Annotated in this window: 24 protein-coding genes and 1 pseudogene; 9 read left to right on the top strand and 16 right to left on the bottom strand. The window is 35.6% G+C overall.

Annotated features, from left to right (window positions below):
* Positions 1–217 precede the first annotated feature (217 nt).
* A pseudogene (locus FHY45_RS20710) lies at positions 218–475 on the top strand (IS3 family transposase); the annotation flags it as partial.
* 192 nt (positions 476–667) lie between these two features.
* Here the strand turns inward: FHY45_RS20710 and FHY45_RS00535 are convergent.
* Both FHY45_RS00535 and FHY45_RS00540 read right to left on the bottom strand, forming a co-directional pair.
* Positions 668–1,138 carry a hypothetical protein gene (locus tag FHY45_RS00535; RefSeq protein WP_139891142.1) on the bottom strand — a complete coding sequence of 157 codons (471 nt, stop codon included), beginning with the start codon at positions 1,136–1,138 and terminating at the stop codon, positions 668–670.
* Between the two features lie 144 nt (positions 1,139–1,282).
* Positions 1,283–2,032: an aminoglycoside phosphotransferase family protein gene (locus tag FHY45_RS00540; protein ID WP_139891143.1), complete on the bottom strand. Its 750-nt coding sequence runs from the start codon at positions 2,030–2,032 to the stop codon at positions 1,283–1,285.
* Positions 2,033–2,563: 531 nt separating this feature from the next.
* Here FHY45_RS00540 and FHY45_RS00545 point away from each other — a divergent pair.
* From FHY45_RS00545 to FHY45_RS00560, 4 genes are all read left to right on the top strand, one after another.
* Entirely contained in the window at positions 2,564–2,998 is a 435-nt protein-coding gene (locus tag FHY45_RS00545) for an LptM family lipoprotein (RefSeq protein WP_066099846.1), read from the top strand.
* 431 nt (positions 2,999–3,429) lie between these two features.
* A complete protein-coding gene (locus tag FHY45_RS00550) occupies positions 3,430–3,654 on the top strand; it encodes a hypothetical protein (protein WP_139891144.1) in 225 nt (74 codons plus the stop codon).
* Between the two features lie 360 nt (positions 3,655–4,014).
* Positions 4,015–5,052, top strand: coding sequence for a MerR family transcriptional regulator (locus tag FHY45_RS00555; RefSeq protein ID WP_066099853.1), 1,038 nt, complete (start codon positions 4,015–4,017; stop codon positions 5,050–5,052).
* A gap of 21 nt (positions 5,053–5,073) precedes the next feature.
* A complete protein-coding gene (locus tag FHY45_RS00560; protein ID WP_066099855.1) occupies positions 5,074–5,550 on the top strand; it encodes a MerR family transcriptional regulator in 477 nt (158 codons plus the stop codon).
* A gap of 108 nt (positions 5,551–5,658) precedes the next feature.
* Here FHY45_RS00560 and FHY45_RS00565 read toward each other — a convergent pair whose 3' ends face one another.
* Together FHY45_RS00565 and FHY45_RS00570 are read right to left on the bottom strand one after the other, a co-directional pair.
* The gene (locus tag FHY45_RS00565; RefSeq protein WP_066099858.1) at positions 5,659–6,201 is read right to left on the bottom strand and encodes a GNAT family N-acetyltransferase; all 543 of its coding nucleotides are present in this window, start codon (positions 6,199–6,201) and stop codon (positions 5,659–5,661) included.
* A gap of 25 nt (positions 6,202–6,226) precedes the next feature.
* Positions 6,227–6,709: a GNAT family N-acetyltransferase gene (locus tag FHY45_RS00570; RefSeq protein ID WP_175354207.1), complete on the bottom strand. Its 483-nt coding sequence runs from the start codon at positions 6,707–6,709 to the stop codon at positions 6,227–6,229.
* A 207-nt stretch (positions 6,710–6,916) separates the two neighbouring features.
* Here FHY45_RS00570 and zupT point away from each other — a divergent pair, with 207 nt between their 5' ends.
* Positions 6,917–7,726: a zinc transporter ZupT gene (gene zupT, locus FHY45_RS00575; protein WP_066099864.1), complete on the top strand. Its 810-nt coding sequence runs from the start codon at positions 6,917–6,919 to the stop codon at positions 7,724–7,726.
* Between the two features lie 64 nt (positions 7,727–7,790).
* Here zupT and FHY45_RS00580 read toward each other — a convergent pair whose 3' ends face one another.
* Positions 7,791–8,612: an STAS domain-containing protein gene (locus FHY45_RS00580; protein WP_066099869.1), complete on the bottom strand. Its 822-nt coding sequence runs from the start codon at positions 8,610–8,612 to the stop codon at positions 7,791–7,793.
* A 772-nt stretch (positions 8,613–9,384) separates the two neighbouring features.
* Here FHY45_RS00580 and FHY45_RS00585 point away from each other — a divergent pair.
* Positions 9,385–9,648: a hypothetical protein gene (locus tag FHY45_RS00585; RefSeq protein WP_139891145.1), complete on the top strand. Its 264-nt coding sequence runs from the start codon at positions 9,385–9,387 to the stop codon at positions 9,646–9,648.
* A gap of 58 nt (positions 9,649–9,706) precedes the next feature.
* On the opposite strand, the gene FHY45_RS00590 is transcribed toward FHY45_RS00585, so the two are convergent.
* Positions 9,707–10,216: an LURP-one-related family protein gene (locus FHY45_RS00590; RefSeq protein ID WP_066102213.1), complete on the bottom strand. Its 510-nt coding sequence runs from the start codon at positions 10,214–10,216 to the stop codon at positions 9,707–9,709.
* A 241-nt stretch (positions 10,217–10,457) separates the two neighbouring features.
* Between FHY45_RS00590 and FHY45_RS00595 the strand changes: the two genes are divergently transcribed.
* Complete coding sequence (locus tag FHY45_RS00595; protein ID WP_139891146.1) at positions 10,458–10,748, top strand: hypothetical protein; 291 nt, start codon at positions 10,458–10,460, stop codon at positions 10,746–10,748.
* A 191-nt stretch (positions 10,749–10,939) separates the two neighbouring features.
* Here FHY45_RS00595 and FHY45_RS00600 read toward each other — a convergent pair whose 3' ends face one another.
* From FHY45_RS00600 to fosB, 4 genes are all read right to left on the bottom strand, one after another.
* Positions 10,940–11,902, bottom strand: coding sequence for a S8 family peptidase (locus FHY45_RS00600; protein WP_066099880.1), 963 nt, complete (start codon positions 11,900–11,902; stop codon positions 10,940–10,942).
* A gap of 379 nt (positions 11,903–12,281) precedes the next feature.
* Positions 12,282–12,992 carry a 6-phosphogluconolactonase gene (locus tag FHY45_RS00605; RefSeq protein WP_066099884.1) on the bottom strand — a complete coding sequence of 237 codons (711 nt, stop codon included), beginning with the start codon at positions 12,990–12,992 and terminating at the stop codon, positions 12,282–12,284.
* 375 nt (positions 12,993–13,367) lie between these two features.
* Positions 13,368–14,327, bottom strand: coding sequence for a DMT family transporter (locus FHY45_RS00610; protein WP_139891147.1), 960 nt, complete (start codon positions 14,325–14,327; stop codon positions 13,368–13,370).
* 334 nt (positions 14,328–14,661) lie between these two features.
* Entirely contained in the window at positions 14,662–15,081 is a 420-nt protein-coding gene (fosB, locus tag FHY45_RS00615; RefSeq protein ID WP_066099887.1) for a metallothiol transferase FosB, read from the bottom strand.
* A 178-nt stretch (positions 15,082–15,259) separates the two neighbouring features.
* Between fosB and FHY45_RS00620 the strand changes: the two genes are divergently transcribed.
* Entirely contained in the window at positions 15,260–16,633 is a 1,374-nt protein-coding gene (locus tag FHY45_RS00620; protein ID WP_225983684.1) for an MATE family efflux transporter, read from the top strand.
* Between the two features lie 65 nt (positions 16,634–16,698).
* Here the strand turns inward: FHY45_RS00620 and FHY45_RS00625 are convergent, their stop codons facing one another.
* From FHY45_RS00625 to FHY45_RS00650, 6 genes are all read right to left on the bottom strand, one after another.
* On the bottom strand, positions 16,699–18,768 hold the full coding sequence (locus FHY45_RS00625) for a catalase (RefSeq protein ID WP_257468931.1): 2,070 nt from the start codon (positions 18,766–18,768) through the stop codon (positions 16,699–16,701).
* Positions 18,769–19,090: 322 nt separating this feature from the next.
* Positions 19,091–19,240 (bottom strand): YvrJ family protein, encoded by a 150-nt coding sequence (locus FHY45_RS00630; RefSeq protein ID WP_066099896.1) that lies wholly within the window; start codon positions 19,238–19,240, stop codon positions 19,091–19,093.
* Positions 19,241–19,314: 74 nt separating this feature from the next.
* Positions 19,315–19,533: a DUF2922 domain-containing protein gene (locus tag FHY45_RS00635; RefSeq protein ID WP_139891149.1), complete on the bottom strand. Its 219-nt coding sequence runs from the start codon at positions 19,531–19,533 to the stop codon at positions 19,315–19,317.
* 42 nt (positions 19,534–19,575) lie between these two features.
* Entirely contained in the window at positions 19,576–19,788 is a 213-nt protein-coding gene (locus FHY45_RS00640; RefSeq protein ID WP_066099901.1) for a DUF1659 domain-containing protein, read from the bottom strand.
* 455 nt (positions 19,789–20,243) lie between these two features.
* The gene (locus FHY45_RS00645; RefSeq protein WP_257468983.1) at positions 20,244–22,019 is read right to left on the bottom strand and encodes an ABC transporter ATP-binding protein; all 1,776 of its coding nucleotides are present in this window, start codon (positions 22,017–22,019) and stop codon (positions 20,244–20,246) included.
* 32 nt (positions 22,020–22,051) lie between these two features.
* On the bottom strand, positions 22,052–23,791 hold the full coding sequence (locus FHY45_RS00650) for an ABC transporter ATP-binding protein (RefSeq protein WP_139891151.1): 1,740 nt from the start codon (positions 23,789–23,791) through the stop codon (positions 22,052–22,054).
* Position 23,792: the final 1 nt, after the last annotated feature.

Here is a 23,792-nt window from a genome sequence, read left to right on the forward strand (position 1 = left end):
CTCCTGTATTAAACTATATTAAAATAATATATATTTTAGTATAAGAATCAACACCTGTAAAGGCGCATATTCCTATATATTAATAAGCGCTTTAGGATTATTACATCAATTTATATTGTTTAATTTAGAGAGAGAACGATAGAGGGTGGTTTAAAGTACCTATATCCTCCAGAGAAATGTTAGGAAATATACATGAGGTTAAAGTACCACTTAAGTTCGACAAACAAAAGTAAAAGTCATCTATGAATTAAGGTATAAATACCCGGTAAAAGCACTAGTGGCAGTTTCACACACCCCACGTGGTACATATTACAATTTAGTAAGGAAGATGGAGCGTCCATACCCAGATTTCGATTTAAAGACTGAAATTCAAGCGATTTATGAGGAACATGAAGGGCTTGGACGTTATTGCTACCGCCGTATACGGGATGAGTTAGCGAACCGTGGGCAAAAAGTGAATTATAAGAAGGTTCAATGCTCGAATTACTTTATTGGAAAGAAATTTGAATGTGTAGAGCATTTTAAAATCGAATTAGAAAAATCATAACCTATTACAACACGAAACGAATGAAGGCGAATTTAAAATTAAATCCGGTGTAATACCTAACGCATTTTACCCAAGTTGCCTAATGAAAACCATGTCTAACTTCTTGGGATCACCTTAATGCTAGTCAATTTCTAACACAAATGTATAAGATATCGTTCCATCATTCCATTCAGCTAATACTTCATATATATAACGGCCTTTACTTGCAGGAATATAAAACTGTTTATTTTTATGTTCGATTTCTTGTCCTCTGCCCTTTTCATTCCATAAATAAATTTTAATATCTGGGTTATCGTCAATTTGGATAGTGGCTTTTTGTTTAGATTTAACCTTAATTGATTCTATGCTGTCCGCCATCCGATAAGGAGAGGCGTGATCTGTTTCCACCATTTCTTCTTCTTCTCCGTTAATCCTTTTCCATTTATAATTTCCTTTTTCCAGCTGATACTCTATCCCATTAATTATTACTTCTCCCTTCATATGTGGAGGAAATTCATTAGCATTAGCTTCATTTTCTTTACCTGTATTATTTGAACAACCTGTAATCAGAAGTAAAACGAAAATTAACATCCCCATAAAAAAGTTTCTCATCGACTGGTTCCTCCATTCTCTTACCCTCTAAGATGAGTTTTTTATATTTTTAAACGGTCTACTTTTATATAAGTACAAAACCATAATTATATTATGTAAATTAAAATCCATCTAACGCATATGGTTAGCTTAATAAATCTCTTCCTATAGCGGACATTGCTGATGAACAATTTCCAGTAGATGTTTAGATTTTCCCTTGGAAACATGCTCTGCTAATCTTGCTCCAGCAATAATTGGGATCCACTGCAAAACCTCCTTTTCTGATAACCCGCTTCTCACGCAATACAGATGCAAATACATTTCGGCCAACTCCATTGAAACTTCTGAATACAAAAGATACGTCCGACATACATCAGCACGAATATCTCCTACGCTGCTATCTACCCAATCAATAATCGTTACTTTATTGTCTGAATCGATTAAATTAAATAAATGGAAATCACCATGGCAAAGTCGCTTATCATATGACATTTCATTCATTTTTTGTATCAAAATATCCTTATGTTTTCTTTTTAAAACTGCTGCCTGTTCAATTTGGCGTATTAATTTATCTGTCATGAGTTCAAGAGAATCAGCAATAACCGAATGTATTTCCTGTTGTATATCAATCGACATACTCATGTAATATTCAGCTTTACTCATGTTTTCAGATACGATACTGCCAAATGTTCTGCCCTTAATGTACTCCATTATGATTGCTTGTTTTCCATCTATTACTGTCACATCCACTATTTCTGGAACAGAAAGTCCCAAAGAGAAAACTAGCTTTTGCTTATTAGCTTCATACCTTGCTTCCGTCGCTGGTAAATACTCTTTAAATACTTTGATAATCTTATTATCCCAAAGATATATATTTGCTGTATTCCCCATCGCGAATGGAGCGGCTAATTCCATTGAATATCTCCCCTTGATTCATACTCATGTAGCTTCCACTGTAGACATTACTCTAAAAAATAATATATATATTGCCTGATTACTTCTTTATATTTCAACAAATATTGTGTAATTCCTCTTTCTATAGTACGTTTAATGCCGCTTATCAACAAAAGAGCCTCATTTAAGGATGAATTTATACAAAAATAAAGATTGCAATTAACTTCTTATAATTGCATCCTATCTATATTTCCTGAGGTTCATCAATCAAATAGAGCTATTCCCCTCCAGTCATATAATAAAAAAATGCAGGATCTTGTAGTAGTTAATTTGAAAATTTCCCGTGTTTAATTCATCCATTCATTCTGCAATATGGACATTGGAAGTTACTTTGGCCCTAATCCGTAAGTATTCGAATTCTCTTTGCCTTAACACAGTCATCAAGAAAATGTAACTTATTACCAAAAGGCATAAAACTATTTCTTTCTTCCCTGATGTTCATTAAAATGTAATTACAAAAATAGGTATCTTACGTGAGAAAGGAAAAAAAACATGAAGAAATTTTTTTTCATAATACTTGCACTTGTAATGTGCACGGGGTTAGTTGCATGTGGCGGTTCATCTAGTAGCAAACAGGAGGGATATACACCTGCTAAACCACTAGATCTTTCAGGTACATGGGTTCAAATTAATAGCAATTCTGATGAAGCTTGGCAGGAAGCCACTATTGCAGATGGCACAATTGAAATCAACTGGATCAGTGATAAAGGGGAAACAAAATCATTGTACTGGTCTGGCACATATGAAGCGCCAACTAAATCCACTAATGAATATGAATGGACATCTAAAAATGATAAAGAAAAAACTGACAGTGCCTTGTTAGCATCTGGTGCTGACACTAAAGATTTCACTTATAAAGATGGTGTGATTTCCTATGAAGCATCAGCTATGGGAACAACTACTACTATCAAATTGGAAAGACAGTAAATCATCTTAGCATAAATTGAAAGCCCATGAAAAAAAACAGGTCAGAGGCCAAATGCCCTCTGGCCTTTTCTCATGAACATCTTTTTTGATTTCATTAATTTGGATACCTTTTCAAAGGAAGTATCCCCTCTAAATTAGCAACGCCAACTTTCGCTACTATATAAGATCCTTTGGGTTTTACTTTCGCAAACTAAATACATCACTGCACCGATTGCTAATAACAAAATCTAAATGATTCATTTTTCACCTTTTTACTTCCGTAAATTTTATGCTCAACAAACAATTAATTCCTGGAAATCAGCCCTGCGTAATTAAGGATCTCTTAACAAAAAAATAATTAAGCATTATTTGTTCACAAAATATACACAATCTGTTACGATAATTGTAACAATTTAAATTTTTTTACTATTCCTACAAAGGGTGGGGTTCAAATGAAATTAAAAACATACGGGTTATTTATACTTTCCATTATTTTTGCTGTTATAGGACATTTTAAAGTTTCCGGAAGCATACAGCCAAATGGTATTGAGGTATACTCCAACACAACCGTTCTTGAGAGTATTTCCAACGGAGTTTTGTTAGGCGGGTTTGTCTTCTTTATCGGAATGGCAATGCTAGGATATTCTGTTTATAACTTTGTAAAAGAACATTCTTAATGTTTGGCCCTCAGGTACTTGCTGAGGGTTTTTTTATTTGCTTTTTTTGTCCTACACCTTTTTACTGTTAAGCTACAAACTTCACTTTTTTCTACCGCAAAATATTTCAACCTATCCTGTTTCCCCCTTTATCGTGCATATAATTGCCATGCCTCGTCCGTATTATGAATCCTTCCCAGCATTCTCTGTTTTTAGATAGGTAAACCTCCCGAAATGAACATAAAAACAAGGACTCTGAAGAAATACAACTTGTTTTGATAGCTTTTGTCATGCAGCAGGAAAAGTATATTGCCTGTGAAGAATACATGTATTAGAAAGATACAAATATACCTAAACGACAAAGGGAAAGGATTGTTAATTATGAAAGATAATCAAATCTTACGAGCATATTCCATTAAAGAAGTTTCACGGAGAATAAATGTACCTGCAGGAACAATCCGCCAATGGGAAAAGGACTTAAATGGCGTATTAATTATTCCGCGTTCTAAACAGGGAGCCCGTTTTTATACTGAAGTTGAAATTTCAATTTTAAAAAGAATAAAGGAAATGCGTGATAAAAATCTTAGTAAGGAAATTATTAAGGACATGCTACAAAAACATTTAACTCAAGAAAAACAGCCTGTTTCAGAACCCCCTTCTGAAGATTCCGGAACCTCTTTGGCTGTTGTAGAAAAACCGGCTGAACCAAGGATGGAGGATTTCTTGGTAGCCATGGATGATTATAAGAATAATTTAATGAAAGAAATGTCAGCAGAGTTACGAAATAATCGGAACCTTATGATTGAAGAGGTAAAAAAAGAAATTTCACAAGGTTCAATTGATACGATTAAAGGCCTATCGAAAACGATTCAACGATCCAATATAAAAACAAACGGAGAGTTACGAAAACTTTCTCTAAATGTTTCAAAAGCATCAGAGCGTACATCCGAAACATTCGGAGCACTAACGACCACCATTGCGAGGTCTTCAGAGGGAGCCTTTGAATCGTTTTCCAAACGGATATCCGAAGCGGCCGCAGATGGTTATCGTGACTTACTTGCAGACCTCTCTGCGTCCGTAACTGAAACACAACAAGAAATTAAAAGTGTAACAGAGGCCATGTATCAGGATCGCGAGCAGTATTTCGAAACGATGAATAATGAATTAGACCAGTATCGAAATGACATCCGTCAACGAGAGGAAGCTTTTAAACAAATGGTCATGAGCTTCCGAGATGCGGCACCTACAAAAGAAATAGAAAAACCAAAAACAGTGAAATTTAAAGACGTTAAAAAGAATAAAACAAAGGAAAAAGGAAAAGTCAAAACAGAAAAAAATAAGCAAGATAAACAGACTTTAAAGGAAAAGGATATGGTTCCAGCAGAAAAGAAATGGTGGAGTTTTCGACGCAAGAAGTAAAATCTAAAGGTGGTATTAAAAATGAATACAAACGAAGTAGCTAAAATCTTAGGAGTTTCATCGAGTACAGTTAAACGTTGGGTTAAACACCTATCTATTGAACCTGCCAGAAATTCTAAAGGGCACTTTATCTTTACAAAGGAAGAATTCAGCCAATTGGAACACTATCATAATCAAGATCAAATTCAATCCGTTCAAATGCTCTCTCATCCAAATAACGAAGAGGTAGAGAAACTAAAACTAAAAGTTAATGAACTTGAATTAAAACTGTATAAAAAAGCGGATGGTGTTGCGTCCATCCAGCTACTCCAACATCGAAATGAACTTGAGGATTTACTGTCAATCGTAAATGAACTAACAACTCGAATGGATCATCTTGAGACCCAATTAAGCGGAACAAAAAAACCTCCCGCTATTTCTAAGCCGATTGCACTTGATACAATAAAATCCAGGCGAAAAAGGAAACGGAAAATAACACAAATCATGTTTGGGTTATAAGGATATTAACTTAGAAGTATAACGGGACTTTTTCAATAAGTTCCGTTATTTGCTTTATTAATGTCTGTATACGTCCAACCGCCGAAAAATAATACAGCGGAGTATTTATCAGTGTTTCCATTCCGGTTTCGTAATTGAAAATACATAGGCATCATGTGATTGATTTCTCTGATATAAATATCCTCGAAGTGTCCCTTCTAATGTAAAACCCATTTTCAGCAACAAATGATTAGATGAAGTATTAGCCGGATACGTAATAGCCCCTATCCGGAATAAATCAAGTTGATGAAAGGAATAGTTTACTACTGATATAATAGCTTCTGTTGCATATCCTAACCGCCAAAAATCCGGATGAATCTCATACCCAATCTCGGCACGTTTGCTTTTTAAACTAAGATTATTTAAGCCAACTGTACCAATTAACTGACCAGATTCCTTTAAAGTAATACCCCACCTTATGGATTGCCCAAGTGCCAGCCCTCTATCCAGAGTTGCAAAAATTAAAGCAGCATCTTCCTTTTTGGTCAAAGGCTCCATCCCATAATACTCCATTACTTCTTGTTTAGACATGATCGTAAAATACTGGTTTAGATGAGAGGTATTTAATCTTACTAATTGTAAACGCTTAGTTTCTAATTCTACAAAATCCATTTTAACTCCTCCATTTCTTATCCCCTTAAATCTTCAAATGCAAAACCATTTGTTCTCCTCTTTTCCCCATTCTCCTCTCCCCCATATCCTTAAAGCCGCAGTTTATGTATAAGGATTGAGCAGGGATATTTTTCATATTCACTAGCAGAACAACTTCATCAATTTCCTCAAAATGATTTTTGATAAAGTTGGAGATGGAGTATAATGCTTGTTTGGCAAACCCTCTCTTTTGGTATTTATAATTAACTGAAAAACTGGTTAATAACAGTGCTCTATGGTTTGTCGTCACTTCAGCCACCCTTTTGCCACTGTATAAACAGAAAAAGCCGACTGCCTTTCCGTTATTAAGAATCAACACTGGAAACTTATCACAACCCTGATATACTTGTTCTAATGCTTCGAGCGGATATGATGTAAATAGATATTGTTCAGGGGGTAGCTTATAATCTCTTATACCTTCTATATATTCGTCGGAATAACTAGCTAATGTAATTTTAGAAGTATCCAAATGTTTCATCCTCCATATTTTTCAAAATAGAAGTAATAATTTATAATACCTAATTTATTTTAAAGATTCAATTTTTTATGAACAATATACTTTTGACGAACATATTAATTAGAGTATAGAATTATAATCTATAGAGTTATATTTTGATTTTACTTGATTCAAAAAGGTACACTATGTTTAAGTTATAAGGTTAGAGAGGTTTTCATAATGGATCAAACTATTTTATTTGCCTTTGCATTAACACTCATGGCTGGTTTAGCAACAGGAATCGGGAGCTTGATTGCTCTGTTAACATCTCGTACCAATAAAGTATTTTTATCCGTTTCCCTTGGCTTTTCTGCCGGCGTCATGATTTATGTTTCAATGGTTGAAATTTTTGTTAAGGCAAAAGATTCTCTTGTCAGTGCTTTAGGCTATGAAAAGGGCTATACAATGACTGTGGTTGGTTTTTTTGGCGGTATCTTACTTATCGCCTTAATTGACCGTTTTATCCCAAAGCAAGGGAATCCTCATGAACCAAAAAAAGTGGAGGACATGAATAAGCCGCGAAGTGAAATTCATAGTGATGAGCTTATGAAAATGGGTGTGTTTACCGCTTTGGCAATTGGTATTCACAATTTCCCGGAAGGTATCGCTACATTTACATCAGCAATACAGGATCCTGGCTTAGGAATTGCTATTGCAGTCGCCATCGCTATTCACAATATTCCCGAGGGGATAGCGGTTGCCGTGCCTATCTATTTTGCGACCGGGGACAAACGAAAAGCCTTTAAACTTTCATTTCTCTCCGGATTGGCAGAGCCAGTCGGTGCTCTAGTAGCTTACTTACTGTTAATGCCATTCTTAACTGATATGTTGTTTGGAATTATCTTTTCGGCGGTTGCGGGGATTATGGTATTCATTTCGTTGGATGAATTATTACCTGCAGCTAAAAAGTATGATGAAGGTCACCATGCCATTTATGGGTTGATAGCAGGGATGGCGTTAATGGCAATCAGTTTATTATTATTTATTTAACCAGCTATTTCAAAAAAAGTAGGTCCTGAATTTTCAGGGCCTACTTTTCTTTTACTTAAAAGTTTTAAAGAAATCTTTTGATAGCTTGTTGAAGACTGCCCATTGTAGTAGCTTTGTTTTCAAAATTAATCCCCATATGGATAATTTGCTGTACAATATCGGGGCGAAGTCCTGTGATAATGGATTCACACCCCATCATTGAAGTACCCTCAATTAACTTCATTAGTTGATCAATAACATCAGGATCCATCTCAGCTATACCGGATAAATCAATAATTAAGGTTTGGATATGGTGTTCTCCAACTGCCTGTAACGCTTTCTTTTCTATAATTTTGGACCTATTATCATCCCATACACCGATTAGTGGTAAGATACAAATCGTCGGTGTGATCGGTATAATCGGGACGGATAAATTTTCAACCATTTTAGTCTGCTTTTCAATTAATATATCTTTATAATTCGAATAGCTGATAAAGAAAGTATTCAAGAAACTATCAATTTGATTGTTAATTTGTTTTTCCATAATAAAAAAATCTTCCATATTAAAAGATTCTTCTGATTGTTGAACAAATTGATTGATAAATGCCCACATCGTTCTTCTTATTGCCTGTACCCATTCCAATTTAAAATTCAAAGTAAGGGAATGAGTAGCCCAAGCTATGCCTTCTTGCTTAGCAAAATCAATAACTTCTTTCTTCTCCTGGTCAAGAACGTATATAACCAGTTTATGGGCGTTATTTATCAAATCAATATTGCCAATCAGTAAGATTTCTTCTATTTTCCGCCTGACATTTACTGCTTCAGATAATAACATATCACTAAAGGACTGGCGATTTTCCACGATATATTCTTTGATCATGGCAGCTTTATCCAAGGTTGTATCCATTCTATCCCTCCTATTATAGTCGTCTGGCTACATAAATTTTATCAGACACTTCAAAAATCGTAAAATATTAACTCTTCCTTTCTAAAGTATTTAATAGGTCATCTTATTAATTCGTATGACAGAAAAGCTAAAAAGGATTTTACCCTTTATAAAGGCTTTTCGTATAGTTTGTTGTTAGTAGTCAAAGGTTGAGTGCGAAAACCCAAATTAGAGGAAAATAAAGTAAAAAAATCCAATAAATACGAAGAGAAATGTGATATAAATACTTGTAGTATTTTAATTAGATGGGGGATTCAATGTATAAAAGATATTGGGGATCTTTGACATTTTTGAGCTTGTATGTAGTTGTGTCTATACGTGTTTTCCACACCTAAACTCTTTCCTAATTTAAGCCAGCGAAACCAATTGAGGCAGTTATCAAATATTGAGTTGCAACAACTTAAATATGCTAACGGATCTTCAGTCTACTATAAAAAATATCGTTATTCCCTCTTTAAGCTTAATATATCAACCCCCATTTGGTATAACCATCACGAAAACAGCCTTTAAAAAAGAAAAGTCATGAAGGGTTATGTATTCTGGAACGAATCGTTGGTCACTTAGAAGAACATAAAAAAAACTAGAATGAACCCATATAATCTCGCTTACAGAGTTCATTTTAGTCTCATAGCATTTGTTTGATTAAAAATTGTTACTCTTAATTTCTACTACTTTTTTGTAAATTCAATTATATACTAATATGGATTATGAAAATTTTTAACGGAGGTTAAGGATGATAACGATAAAATCCTTATATGGAGTCACAGCTATGAACTTATTTATCCTTTTACCCTTATTAACAGAGTCCTTACTTCAGGATTGGTCATTTTCTTTTTCCCAGCTCGCCTATTTTTTCTGCCCCATTATTACCATGATAACACTTATTAAGATTATCCAATTAGATATATTAAAAACCTATCATGGTGCCTTCAACTTTATTATTCAATTACTTATTGGAGGCACTTCAATTATTATCGCGTTCAATCAGTCTGGCTAAGTCACCTCTATTTACTCTTTTAGTTCTATCAATTAAAGTTTTAATAGTAATCTCTCGTTTATACGGTACTGTTCGCAGCCGAATGACTCCTTTTTTGAATAGCATTTACACCCATGACAACAGCTATCATTTCACCTATTTCGATTTCATTGGAAGTTTTAGATAATTCATAGGCAGGACTTGATAAGATGGAGTTGACTTTTCTAAATCGGCCAACTTGCTTTCCTTTTTCACTGAGGATTTCATATCTTTTGGAAAAGGTTTCTGAATCAATGCGGAATACTCCCCGGTTATGAGCTGTGTACTCGTATTTTTTGGCAAAAAAGCTAAATCTTGCACGTACGAAGCCAAGTTCATCCCCCTCTTGATTTGTAACGATCCACCTGTTGCTGAAAAGCGGGAATTTGCCGCTAATCAAAATATTTCCCTTCAAATCTAATACATCGATTGTGGAAGTAAAGGCACTTTTTAAATCTAATTTACCAACAATGTGTTCATCCCTTGTATAAATATCTTTTTGGCCAGATGAAAAAAAACTATCTGTAAAGTATAAATTCTTATAATCCATATTGCCACTCCCTGACATTCTTAATTCCCTCTTCATTAACATTTCTACATCTAAAACCGTATTCCTGCCTTAAAATATATATTGCCACTGAAGTTTGTCTACCTTTATAATGAATACAAAATTATCCATTTTCACGATGTCCCCCTAAATGATTGGCATTCGTTAATGAAGCCCTTTATCCTGCCTGTCCACCAATCATTTTTCAAATATTAAAAGAATAACTAATAAAGGAGTGGAGACATTGGATTGGAATTTATTTGGCGCCCTAGCGATTGCTCTCTTTCTTATTCGCTGGGATCAGAACAACATTAAACTTATTAATTTATTTAAAGAACTGTTAATGATAGGCTTGTTTGTACTTGTTTTATCTTTTAGCCTTAAAGTTGAGAATCTAGCATTTTCCGTTTTCAACTATGTTCCTGAACAATTTGAAATTTGGACTGGCGCTCTCCTCTTCATTTCCTTTATTGGCGCATTGACTCACAGAGGCTGGCGCATCTTCAACACAAACCATATCAATCGTCATCATTAAAAAAGAATGCTAATCCATTTCCTACATAAACGAAAGGACTGCCATACTGAGCTAGCTATTCAGTGTGGCGGTCCTTTTTATGGTTACGCGGCCAATCTTACTATCACTGTTATAATGAAGCTTTTCAAATCTTCTCATTCGCATCATAAATCTTTTTAACGATTCAAGAATACTTTTGTACTGTCAACAATCTACATATTTATAGCATCATCTAAGGACAGTTTATTAACCAGCTCTGTTAAATAGTCAGGGGCTGTCAAATACAGCAAGCCATTTCCCTCTAATTTAGGTGAGTTCCCAAGCGGTATTGTTCTCTTTATTAATTGTGCATATATTTCCGGCTCACTTAAGTTACGTTCAAAGCTGTTATTGGTCATAACCTTAATAAGAGCCATTGCTCCTGCCACATGAGGCGTAGCCATAGATGTTCCACTTAAAGTCGCATATTTTCCGTTCAAATAAGTGGATAGAATTTTCTCACCAGGTGCTACCAAATCAATCTCCTTATTCGAATTAGAGAATCGGGATGACCGGTGTTCGAGATCAATTGCGCCAACACTGATGACTTCGTTGTAAACTGCCGGATAGCAAAGCTCTTCCGTCTCTTCATTACCATCTCCATCATTGCCTGCGGCACAAATAACTGCAATATTATTCATTACTGCCTTCTTAATTGCTTCATGCAGCTCAGGTACATCTTCTGTTCCCCCTAGAGACATAGAAATAATATCTGCTTTTTGCTCGATTGCATAAAGAATCCCGTTAATAATCCAGTCATACTCACCGAAGCCATCCTTATCCAATACTTTCAGAATAAGCAGCTTGGCAGCTGGAGCAACCCCAACTACCCCACTTTTATCTTGCGTGGCTGCAATTGTTCCCGCCACATGTGTACCATGCCCGTTATAATCCTGGAATTTATCAGGGTCACTATCATCGTCTGTAGTAAAATTCCGGCCGCCAATAATTTGCTTTGCCAAATCAGGATGGTTCACATCACAACCAGTATCCAACACTGCAATGGTTACACCTTCACCCATCGTAACATTCCAGATTTCAGGGGCTTCAATCATTTCAATGCCCTTTGGCACCTCATTGACTGAATCAAGCTGTTGATCAATATGATATGGTATAACTTGCACTTCTCTCTTCATCTTATCTCCTCCACTTGAGATTAATTTGAAGCCGGTACCAGTTGTTACCCATATTTTAACAATATATATAAAAATATCATAGGTACATTCGCACTGATTTTTAATTAGCTTATTTACATAATTATTCATGATTCATGGTTACTACTTATCAATCGTTATAATTTGACAAGTTAACATTATAATTAACCTGAGTGTAACAATGGGCGTGATTCAAAAATGAAAGACAAAATCGTATTTTATCACTAATACAAAAAACGATTATCCGACCTCTTCACTGATTCAAAACCGATAAATAGTATAATGAATATTCAGAAAATGGTATGTAATAAAGCTGACTGATTATTTTACTTAATATTGATTTTTATACCATGTACGTTTTTTAAACCCTTAATAAGCTTCCAGCTTCCTGATCTAATAAGAAAGTTGTATTTTGGTGTAAAACTTTCTTTTGTGTATGTAAATGTAAATTCTCCTTTAACGTTTTCCTGATTATTTGCGCTTTATGCAAACCATTCGCCAACACAATAACTTCCCGTGCTCCCATTATATGTTTATATCCTACCAAGTAAGCTGCAGGCAGATCCTGTGTATCAGACTGATTATAATAATCCTTATCTCCTATGCGGCGAACATGTGAATAACAAGAAAAAGAACTACTGGGACTAATAAAACCAATCTTGCAATCTCCGCCAATTCCCAATAGGACTAAATCTAATCCCCCGTTTTTAATAATATCATTGTCAATTCTCTTACATTCCTTATGAGGTATCTCAGATTTTCCGTTAAAAAAAACCAATTGTGAAGCTTTGACATTAACTTTAGAAAAAAATTCTTTATAGAGGAATTGATTGCAGCTGCCTTCATCATAAGTGCTTCTGCCCATCCATTCATACATAACTGCAAAACGGCACTCTGAAAAATCAACCAACCCCAATGAATATTGGTTCGCTAATATCTCCAATACTCGCCTTAGACTATTTTCTGCAGGGAGACCTATAAAAAGGTTTGGTTTTTCATTGATTTCTTGTATGATTATTTCAGCCGCGGATGTGGACATTTCTTCGTAATCTTTAAAAATTGTATAGTTCATTTTCTCACAATACTCCTTCCAATATTTAAGCATTTAATTCATTATCCTAAAGATGTATTTCTATTCAGTCATTCATTAACTAGTCCAATTTGTGAAATTTAAGAGAAAGTACAGAGGCGGAGTAAGTAATCATTTATGTACTAAACAGAGGAGGTTATAAACTGTATTGAAGTTAGAAGTTATAAGAAATTGTTGGTTTTATCAAACTACCTTTCCAATAATACAATGCTTCCATCCTCCTAGGCAAGAAAGATGTCTGAAATTTTTGTTAAATTAATCAGAATAAAGTCTTACTAGGAGATAAAAAAAGAAAAAATGTCAATTTCAGCAGAATTAACATTTTAGAAGGATTACTATTTATATATTTCTACCTTTTTATATTTCTTTTGCAGTAATCGTATTCTCTTTCTTCTCAACAGAACTTAAGCTATGCAAGACTAATCCAAACATGACAATAAATATTCCAATCATAGCCGAGATGGACGGAAATAAAATAGATAAGATTATCATCTCTCCTGCTAAAGCAAACAAAATTTCCATGGATTGAGTGGCCTCCACCGCTGCCATCTTTTTCATATCACGGTTAACGAGATCGGTTGCTTTAAAAAATAGAACGGTGGCAATGACTCCTGAAGAAATAGCAACTATCAATGTTTGAATATTTTGCATAGGGCTTGGTGGTCCAACTGTAGACAGCGCCAGAATGGAGACGATAATCCAAAGAGGTAAGCTGGCTATGATCATTCCTAGTACTCGTTGATATGCATCCAACCGACCTTTTGTAATTTCCATCATTTTACGGTTTCCTAATGGATAAGCAAATGCTGCTATCAGGATTGGGATAAAACCAAATAAGAATTCCTTTATTGTTAACTGATTCATATTTTCCATCTGTATCAATAAAATCCCCAGTAAAATAAAGCATGAGAAAAACAATTGCTTTTTAGGTATGATACCTTTTTTTGAATAAATCCCCTCTTTAAATTCAAAAAACAATGGTGTCAATAAAGTACCTGCCACTATTGTAATTTGCCAGGTTCCTGCTGTAAGCCACCCTGGAGAATATGCTGCAGCAAAACATAAAGGCAGATAGAACATCCCAAAACCAATAAAGCTCCAAAAAAACCATGCCTTTAAGTTTTCTCGCATAATAACAAACAATTGCCATAAATTCTTTCGGAAATAAACAATTGCCATTAAAAATGGAATCATATAAATATAGCGCAATGACGCACTCCAAAGCCAGCTACTTCCTGAGAGTTCCATTGACCTGTTTAGTATAAATGTCACCGCAAAGAAAAAAGATGCCAATATACCTAACAATATGGATTGCACTCACATCAACTCCCTATACTAAATTCTTCTCAAAATGGCTATGCCTTTCTCTTAAACCATCTATTATAAAAGGTTTTACAAATGTAAAAGATGCGTAGGTAAAATAAAATGTACATTTGGAATTATTAACAACCTTCTAATAACAAGAAAATCATTCTTTTCCTCAAACGTTTATCTATGAAACGTGTAATATTCGTAACGGCAAAAAAGTTAGAATTAAGGAACAAGTTTCAATCATTTTATCTTTTTTTAAATGCTGCGTGAATACATTATCATTGGCATCCAAGCTTAATAAATATAGAATAATGATTACTTTAAGCTGCTTTCACATCAACTAAAAAAACTTCATATGGGTTTTCGCTTCTTTATAATAGGAAAGACGATCATCAAGATTCCCAGTATGGAACTCAAATTTATGTCCATCAGGATCAGTAAAATAAACGGATCGCTGATCTTTTAGATCTCTCATTCTTCCTGGAAGAATATTCACGTTTAACTTTTTTAAGTGATTTATACACTCATCGAAATCTGCTTCTTCTACGGAGAAAGCTATGTGGGTATATGAATATTCTATGTCCCTCCGAGGTATCATTTTTTCTTCATTCAATGCTAACCATAAACCATTAAAATTAAAATATGCAGTTGTTCTCCCTTTTACAAGTAATTTCGCTTCGAACACTTGTTCATAAAATAAAATGGATTGATCCAGATTGGATACGGAAAATAACAAATGATTAATCCCTTTTATATTCATCCTTTATTCACCCTTTGTTTTTGGTTCATTATACTTGAAAACGAACCAAATCCCCCAGATAAAAGATACTTCCAAAAGATAAAACTCATGTTTTCATAATCTCTTCTATACATATAATGGTAAAGTATTATAGAATGATTTATTAGGTGTTTAATTTAAACTAAAGGAGTCAGACGGATTGGTAAATACAGAAAATTTAAAAAATCAATCGCTTTTTTCTATATCATGGCCTTTATTTATAGAGCTTAGCTTACATATAGCAATGGGGTTACTGGCTACATTGATGCTTGGACATTATTCTGACCTAGCTGCAGCAGGAGTAGGTGTCGCCAACCAATTAATAAGTATTTTTATCTTAGTTTTTAATGTCTCTTCTATTGGTGCGATGATCTTAATTGGACAAAGGATCGGGGCACAGCGTCTTGATAAAGCAAGACAATTATCAAGATCTGCATTTAGCATTAATGTATGGTTTGGTGTCCTCATATCTCTTATTGTAGTTATTTTCGGGCAGAGTTTATTGAATTTATTTGACATTAGCGGAGAGGTTTATGACTATGCTCTTCTATTCATAAGGATTGTTGGATTTTCTTTATTTCTTGAGTCAATTTCACTTGTTCTAAGCGCTATTCTCAGGAGCCATGGAAGAACAAAGGAACCTATGTATGTTTCACTCTTTATGAATATTATCAGTACACTAGGCTATGTCATTAGTATTTACGGAGTATTCAATCTTCCGATAACCGGTGTGACTGGTGTTTCATGGACGATGGTTATTGCTCGAAGTTTTGCAGTGGTCGCTTTAATAATGATCGTTGCCAAAGAGCTTGCATTGCGCTTCCGATTAAGTGATTTATTTCATATTAACACTGAAGACATGAAAAATCTTTTTCAAATAGGTATTCCCTCTGCCGGTGAAAATTTATCCTATCATTTTTCACAGCTGTTGGTAACTGCTTTCGTTGCCACCCTCGGTGATGCTTCATTAGTTGCACGTGTTTATTTAACGAATATTACAATGCTCTGTTATTTATTCAGCGTTGCGATTGGCGAGGGAACACAACTGTTGGTTGCAAGATATATAGGGGGCGGTCACTTTGATCAGGCCTTAAAAAGAGGAATGAAAACCGTAAAAATAGCTGTATTTGCCTCTACAGCTGTGTCACTGACATTTGCACTAATGGGAAATTCATTGATTGAGTTATTTACATCTAATGCGGCCATTTTAGCGATTGCTTTGCCTGTTCTCTGGGGAATTGCCTTTGTTGAACCTGGCAGAGCTGTCAACATTGTTTTAATGAGCTCATTAAAATCAGCAGGGGATGTTCGTTTCCCAGTCATTATCGGCATTTTATCTATGTGGACATTTACTGTAGGTTTCGGGTATTTGTTTGGCATTACATTCGGGCTTGGTTTACTCGGAATATGGATTGCTCAGGGAATTGACGAATGGTTCCGTGCAATCTTTGCAGTCAAACGCTGGCACAGCCGTCCATGGGAGAAAAAATTCGCTCATCAGACAAAAAAACAAGATCCTATTCATATTTCCTAACTGACAAAAAGCCTCTAAATCCGTTGTTGTGGATTAGAGGCTTTTTAATCAATATTTGAACTTTCTTATTGAATACGATCCCAGTGGCGATGCTTAGCAACCGCTTCAATAAACTGCTCAACTGACTTATTTATTGGTTCATCAGAAGCCGAGGTAATAATACCGGCAGCTCCATTAGATGTCCGGATAAATGGAGCAACCAAATCTGCAGCTTCTTTTGCGGCACCTATTGCTTTAAAGTGATTGAATGCATCCATTATAAACTCATTCACCTTGTTGATCGTTTTTAGAGCATCTACACTATGTTGACCCGAAGCAAGATAGACAGCATCATATAAAACTGAATCTGTTGTCAAAAACGTCTGGTCTACCTTTAACACAGCTCCATTAGCGCTAGTTATTTCTCCTTGGTTCTCAGAAACAATTTCTGCAATTAAACCAGCCTCCTCAAAGGCTACCAGCGCCTGTTTTAAATCAATTCCATCAAATCCATTATGGACAAGGACAGCAACCTTTCTTGTCGCGGCACCCATGGTTGTATTCAATTGACTGAGTGCAGGTGATGAATCAATTACTTTTGATTCTTTAACTTCAGTATTTGATGGTACCTCAAGACCTAAACCAATCGCAATTTGTTCAGCCAAATAATGATCCACATTCGCATACATATTAACAACTTGTTGTTGGATATCCTTACTTAGACATTTACCAAGCTCAAAGCGGAATGCATCGATGATATGTTGTTTTTCTACTGAAGACATGCTGTTCCAAAATAATTTAGCTTGGCTGTAGTGATCCTTAAAACTTTCACTTCTCTTCCGAACTTTAGATCCATCTACCTTTTCCTGATAATGCTCGAAACCGCCTTCTTCAGGAGAGGCCGGTGATGGAGAATTATTGGCTAACCCATTTTTATTGTAGCTAACCTGCCCTTTATCGATACGCATTTGATGATATCCGTCACGTTGGTGATTGTGTACGGGTGAAATCGGGCGGTTAATCGGAATTTGTTGGAAGTTCGGTCCCCCAAGCCTTAACAGCTGTGTATCCGTATAAGAGAATAGACGCCCCTGTAATAATGGATCATTGGTAAAATCAATTCCCGGTACAATATGACCAATATGGAATGCCGCCTGTTCCGTTTCCGCAAATACATTATCCACATTTTTATTAAGCGTCATTTTACCTATTTTCTGTACAGGTATGAGTTCTTCTGGCCACACTTTAGTAGGATCCAGTATATCGAAATCAAACTTAAATTCATCTTCTTCCTTAACTACCTGAATACCAAACTCATACTCTGGATAATTTCCCATTTCAATCGCTTCATATAAATCACGACGATGAAAATCAGGATCTTTACCTGCGATTTTTTGCGCTTCATCCCAGACAAGAGAATGGACCCCAAGTATTGGTTTCCAATGGAATTTAACAAAATGGGCTTCTCCTTGTTCATTTACAAGTCTAAATGTATGGACACCAAACCCTTCCATCATCCGATAGCTTCTAGGTATACCCCTATCAGAGTTCGTCCATAGAACCATATGTGCAGATTCAGTATTATTTACAACAAAATCATAAAAAGTATCGTGGGCTGTTGCTGCTTGAGGCATCTCATTGTGTGGCTCAGGCTTAAAGGAATGAACTAAATCTGGAAACTTAATCGCATCCTGAATGAAAAATACAGGAATATTATTTCCTACGAGATCAAAATTACCTTCATCCGTATAAAATTTGGTTGCAAATCCACGGGCATCCCTTACAGAATCAGCAGATCCCCTGGAGCCTGCAACAGTGGAAAATCGTACAAAGACTGGCGTTTTTTTAGATGGATCCTGCAAAAAACTTGCTTTGGTCAGCTTCGTCATTGGTTCATACACCTGAAAATAACCATGTGCACCAAAACCACGAGCATGGACGATTCGTTCCGGAATTCTCTCATGGTCAAAATGCGTCATTTTTTCCCTAAAATGAAAATCCTCCATGAGAGTCGGTCCACGGTCACCCGCTTTTAAAGAATGTTCATCTTCAGAAACCCGTACACCATGATTGGTTGTTAATTTTTTTTCGCTATTATCCACTCTAAAATCATCCAATTGCTTGTCTTTTTCGTTGTGAATATGTTTACCAGCCATCATCTCTACCTCATCTCTTTGTCTAATGGTTTCATATATAGATATACATATGTAAAGTTACATATTTTTCAAAAAATACCACTGATTCATTATTTTTAAACCTTAAAAATTTAAAAGCAATTAATATAGCAATAATTAGGTAGAAAATAAAACGTATAGGATAGACGGGAAAGCCAAAGCCAGAGAGCTTAATTTTTGATGTTGAAAGTGGTTGTTATTTCATACGTATCACTTGCACTTACTACACTGGCACTTAGTATTCGCAAGGAGTGATGGTCCAATAAAAAAAGCTCGCCATTCTTACTGATGGCAAGCCTTAGAATTATTTTTTGATCAGTTCACTAAGCATTAAAGGTAATGATTGTATGGAATTATTCAGCATCTCCAGTTTTCCTTCAATACGGTATAAAAGATAAACGGTTACCACAATAGGAAAACCCACATCTTTAATTAACGGAATTAAATCGTTCACGGATTGCCACCTCCTCGCTCAATCCTTTAAAAATGGCTAATCCAGCTTATTTGGATTAGCCATCTGTTCATCAATTACACAAATGAATATTCGGTTTTTGCTGTTTCAACTAACTGTGCTTCTTCTTTACTAACGTAATAACCTGATTTTGTTAAGAATACTTTCGATTCAATAATGATATCCATTGCCTGTCTAACCGCTTCTTGGTCAACTGGCATTTTTGGGTTATCAATTGATAGTTTAGCAGTTTTACCTTCTTCTGTTAGAAAATATAATTCTAGAACATTTTCCATCTGTAGCCCCTCCTTTCTATCCGATATTTCCTTCTACCGATACTAGATTTGCCAAGTATCCAAGCGCCTTACCCCTGCTACTTCATGGACTTGAAGAGAGATAATCGCATTCGCACATCGTTTTAATGCTTCACCGTCTGCCCCATTATTAATATTGGATAGTGTTCTTTTTTGGGTGATTGGTTCCCCTTGTGCATCAACCCCAACAACAAATTCAATTTGCAGCTTTGTTAACTCTAAGAATTGATTTTCCATGTTCTCACCTCCTTTTCACCTCTTATATATAAATAAAGAAGCTAAAAAGGAGCATCTATAAAAATATTATTTCTCTATTCTTAGCTAGTTTGATATTTCTGGGCAACCGATGTATTTATCTCGATATCGTGCTGTTTATGATATTAGGCAATCATTCTTCCTATTATAAATTTCTTTTTTGAATGCAATTTGTACTTTTTTGGAAGTAAAGTACAGTTTTATTCTTGGCAGAAATATCCCTGTACTGATGAATGTAATTGTAAGACCGAAAGCAAGATAGTATACATGCTCGGTGCAGGGCTCTAGCGTCAGTTGAACTAATCCGCTAGTCTCCCACTATTCGTTATTGCTTCTCATTCGTTTGAAGTGAGGATCTTGACTTCAGTTTGAACGAAAAAAGAGCAACGGAAGTAAATCCATTGCTCTTCTTTTGAAAAGCATATTATATAGTGAAATCAAGTCGTGAATTGGCTTTCATATAGTCTGTGATAATACCCTTTATTTTGAATAAGCTCGTTATGAGTTCCATGTTCCACAATCAACCCATCATCGATGACATATATACAGTCAGCATTCTCGATTGTTTTTAAGCGGTGTGCAATTACAAAGGTTGTACGACCCTTAGTCAAATTCTTCATTCCGTTTTGAATGGCTATTTCTGTGCGTGTATCAATACTTGAAGTGGCTTCATCCAATATTAAAATATCTGAATCTGCTAAAACCGCTCGTGCAATCGAGATTAATTGCCTTTGACCCTGGCTTAAGTTGATACCACCCGATGTGACGACTGTATTATATTGATTTGGCAAATGTTTAATAAACTGGTGTGCAGCAGCAATCTTAGCAGCTCGAATGACCTCCTCATCAGAGGCATCCAGTTTACCATAACGGATATTCTCCATGATTGTTCCAGAAAACAAATATGTTTCCTGTAGAACGATTCCTATCCTTTTTCTTAAATCTTCGACTAAATAATCCTCTATTAATCTGTCATCAATCCAAATTTCACCGCTTAATCGATCATAGAATCTTGATAGCAGATTAATAATAGTCGTTTTTCCTGAACCAGTTTTGCCTACCAATGCTATGGTTTGTCCGCTTTTAGCTTCTAAGGAAATACCTTTTATAATTTCCTTCTCTTTCTCATAGCCAAATCGAACACCTTTAAATCGGACATTCCCTTTTATAGAAGTCGCTGGTATAGCTCCCCTTTTATTCTTTAAATCAGGTACTTCATCCATTATCTCAAACACACGCTCAGCTCCTGCTATAGCGGATTGAATCGTATTCATCAAATTGGATAACTGATTGATCGGTCTGAAAAATAATCTTGAATACGTAACAAAAGCAGCGATTACACCTATTGTTGTCAGCCCATGCACCGACATGATGGCCCCAGTGCCAATAATCAAGCTAAGGCCGAGATTATTGATAAAGTTATTGACAGGGCCGAGAAAACCACCATATGTATCAGCCTGTATAGCCGATTCACGCAAGTCCTCATTGATCTTTTTAAACTCCTTGATGGTTTCCTGCTCTCGTCCAAAAAGAGTGATGACCTCTTTGCCGCTTATTGCTTCTTCTACATACCCATTCAGGTTACCTAAATTTTGCTGCCTCTTGGCATAATTACGGCTGCTCACTTGGATAATCTTTTTGGATGTAAAGATCATAAGGGGTATCACCAGAAATGAGACAATTGCCAACATCCAATTTAATGCAAACATGGCGATTGAGACACCAATGATTGTCAGTAAGGAAGAAAAAATCTGGACTACACTTTGGCTTAATGCATTATTTAAATTATCAATATCGTTGGTTACCCGACTCATTAAATCGCCGGATGAACGTTTATCAAAAAATCGGAGGCTTAATGTATGCAGGGTTGAAAATAATTCTTCTCTAATTGTCCGAATCGTTTTTAATGAAATATGTATCATCAAGTTTTGCTGAAGCCAGGTAAGAATCGCACCTACTATATAAATAACGGCTAATAACAAAGTCATTCGAATAGAACCATCTACATCTTTAACAAGTACATATTCATCAATTGTAATTCCAATATAATAAGGACCAAGTAAATTGATAACAGTCGAAAATAGCACGCATATAATTGACGCAATCAGTGTCAAATTTCGCCTTTTAAGATAAGACCATATTCTTAGAACCGTTTCCTTTTGATGTTTTGCCTTGCTTTTAGGCCCAAATGAATGTCTGTGACCTGGTCTCATATTCACTTGTTTTTGAGTTTGCGTCTGCTGGCTCATAGATGGCTCACCCCCTGCTCACTCTGTATAGAACATAATTCACGATAGAGTTCATTTTTTCGGTAAAGGTCATTATGGCTGCCAATTCCAGTTACTTTACCATCCTCAAGAACCAAAATTTGATCCGCATGTTTTAAAGATGAAAGCTTTGAGGAAATAATAATTTTGGTTGAATCCGGATATTTATTTATCAATACTTTTCGGATACGGCTTTCCGATATCGCATCCACAGCTGAAGTAGAATCATCCAATATAATAATGGATGGCTTCCGGATAAAAGCCCGGGCAATGGATATTCTTTGTCTTTGTCCACCTGACAGATTAGTTGCCCCCTGAGTGAGTTCATAAGCATAATCCGGGTCTAATTGTTCTACAAATTGAAGGGCTTCAGCATTTTGAAGAGCTTCTGTCATGTCGCCCTTTGTTGCATTTTCATTACCCTGAGTTAAATTCTGGCTAATGGTTCCAGAAAACAACAATGCTTTCTGCGGTACAAACCCGATGGACTTTCGTAATTCTTGTATATCCATGTCTTTGATATCTATTCCATTCAACAGGATTTGTCCTTCATCCACGTCATAAAGTCTCGGTACTAATTTTACCAGTGTTGTCTTTCCGCTACCTGTTGCTCCAATGATTCCAAGTGTTTGTCCACTCGGTACACTAAAAGAAACATTAGAAAGAACTCTCTCCCCATTTTTGCTATAACTAAAGCTCACATTTTTGAATTCCAAAGTACCTTTATCCGGTATAGGAACGAACGGTTGTTCAGATTGTTTAATGTCTTGCTCTGTATTCAATACATCAACAATTCGCCCAGCAGATGGAAAGGCTCTAGTGATTTGCATGAGAACATTACTGCTTGTCATAAGGGAGTTCAAAATGATTGTTAAATAATTTATAAATGCTACAATTACTCCCACATTCAAGCTTCCGTTATCAACCTTAATCGCACCCATCCAAATAGCAGCAACTATTCCCATATTAACGATAAACAATAGTATGGGCATTAAACCCATAATGACTTGGTCAGCACGAATATTCACCGCTGTTAATTCCTTATTAACAATCTGAAATTGTTTCATTTCATGGTCCTGTGTACCGAATGCTTTAATTACCCGGATTCCGGCAAGGTTTTCCTGTAATTTCGTATTGACACGATCAATTGCCTTCTGCACCAATTGAAAAAGATGACCGGCCTTCCATGTAAATAAAACTATTAATATTGTCAATAAAGGTACAACTGCCAGAAGAATTGGAAAAAGTTCTCTGGCAGTGAAAAATACAATAATAATACTGCCAATAAACATAATCGGGCCACGAACAAATATCCGTAAGGTCATCATGACAGCCTGCTGCACGGCTGTTATATCATTCGTCATGATGGTAATCAATTTTCCAGCACCGAATTTATCCGTATTTTCACCGGAAAAGTAATCAATCTTCTCGAAAACATCTCTGCGGAGCTCAGTTGAAAAATGAATCGCTGAACGCGTACTGAATATCGTACTTCCCATACCACCAAGCAGCCCTATAATTGCAGAGAACAGCATAAATATACTCATTGTTACTACATAACGACTATCACTCGAAGCAATCCCTTTATCAATAATATTTTGCATGATTGTCGGCTGAATCAGGTCCATAGTTACTTCCACAATCATACATAAGGGGCCAAGCAATACAATTAACTTGTATGACTTTAGATATTTGATTAATGCTAAAAAAGAATTCATA

It is taken from the genome of Bacillus sp. D386 (genome assembly GCF_006346415.1).

Coding starts and splice junctions, on each gene's coding strand:
- FHY45_RS00550 (WP_139891144.1), top strand. CDS start 3,430: ATGAAATTAAAAACATACGGGTTATTTATACTTTCCATTATTTTTGCT.
- fosB (WP_066099887.1), bottom strand. CDS start 15,081: ATGAATATAAAAGGGATTAATCATTTGTTATTTTCCGTATCCAATCTG.
- zupT (WP_066099864.1), top strand. CDS start 6,917: ATGGATCAAACTATTTTATTTGCCTTTGCATTAACACTCATGGCTGGT.
- FHY45_RS00645 (WP_257468983.1), bottom strand. CDS start 22,019: ATGAGACCAGGTCACAGACATTCATTTGGGCCTAAAAGCAAGGCAAAA.
- FHY45_RS00555 (WP_066099853.1), top strand. CDS start 4,015: ATGAAAGATAATCAAATCTTACGAGCATATTCCATTAAAGAAGTTTCA.
- FHY45_RS00600 (WP_066099880.1), bottom strand. CDS start 11,902: ATGAAGAGAGAAGTGCAAGTTATACCATATCATATTGATCAACAGCTT.
- FHY45_RS00560 (WP_066099855.1), top strand. CDS start 5,074: ATGAATACAAACGAAGTAGCTAAAATCTTAGGAGTTTCATCGAGTACA.
- FHY45_RS00650 (WP_139891151.1), bottom strand. CDS start 23,791: ATGAATTCTTTTTTAGCATTAATCAAATATCTAAAGTCATACAAGTTA.
- FHY45_RS00605 (WP_066099884.1), bottom strand. CDS start 12,992: ATGAACTATACAATTTTTAAAGATTACGAAGAAATGTCCACATCCGCG.
- FHY45_RS00625 (WP_257468931.1), bottom strand. CDS start 18,768: ATGGCTGGTAAACATATTCACAACGAAAAAGACAAGCAATTGGATGAT.
- FHY45_RS00545 (WP_066099846.1), top strand. CDS start 2,564: ATGAAGAAATTTTTTTTCATAATACTTGCACTTGTAATGTGCACGGGG.
- FHY45_RS00535 (WP_139891142.1), bottom strand. CDS start 1,138: ATGAGAAACTTTTTTATGGGGATGTTAATTTTCGTTTTACTTCTGATT.
- FHY45_RS00540 (WP_139891143.1), bottom strand. CDS start 2,032: ATGGAATTAGCCGCTCCATTCGCGATGGGGAATACAGCAAATATATAT.
- FHY45_RS00580 (WP_066099869.1), bottom strand. CDS start 8,612: ATGGATACAACCTTGGATAAAGCTGCCATGATCAAAGAATATATCGTG.
- FHY45_RS00635 (WP_139891149.1), bottom strand. CDS start 19,533: ATGGAAAATGTTCTAGAATTATATTTTCTAACAGAAGAAGGTAAAACT.
- FHY45_RS00585 (WP_139891145.1), top strand. CDS start 9,385: ATGATAACGATAAAATCCTTATATGGAGTCACAGCTATGAACTTATTT.
- FHY45_RS00590 (WP_066102213.1), bottom strand. CDS start 10,216: ATGGATTATAAGAATTTATACTTTACAGATAGTTTTTTTTCATCTGGC.
- FHY45_RS00565 (WP_066099858.1), bottom strand. CDS start 6,201: ATGGATTTTGTAGAATTAGAAACTAAGCGTTTACAATTAGTAAGATTA.
- FHY45_RS00640 (WP_066099901.1), bottom strand. CDS start 19,788: ATGGAAAATCAATTCTTAGAGTTAACAAAGCTGCAAATTGAATTTGTT.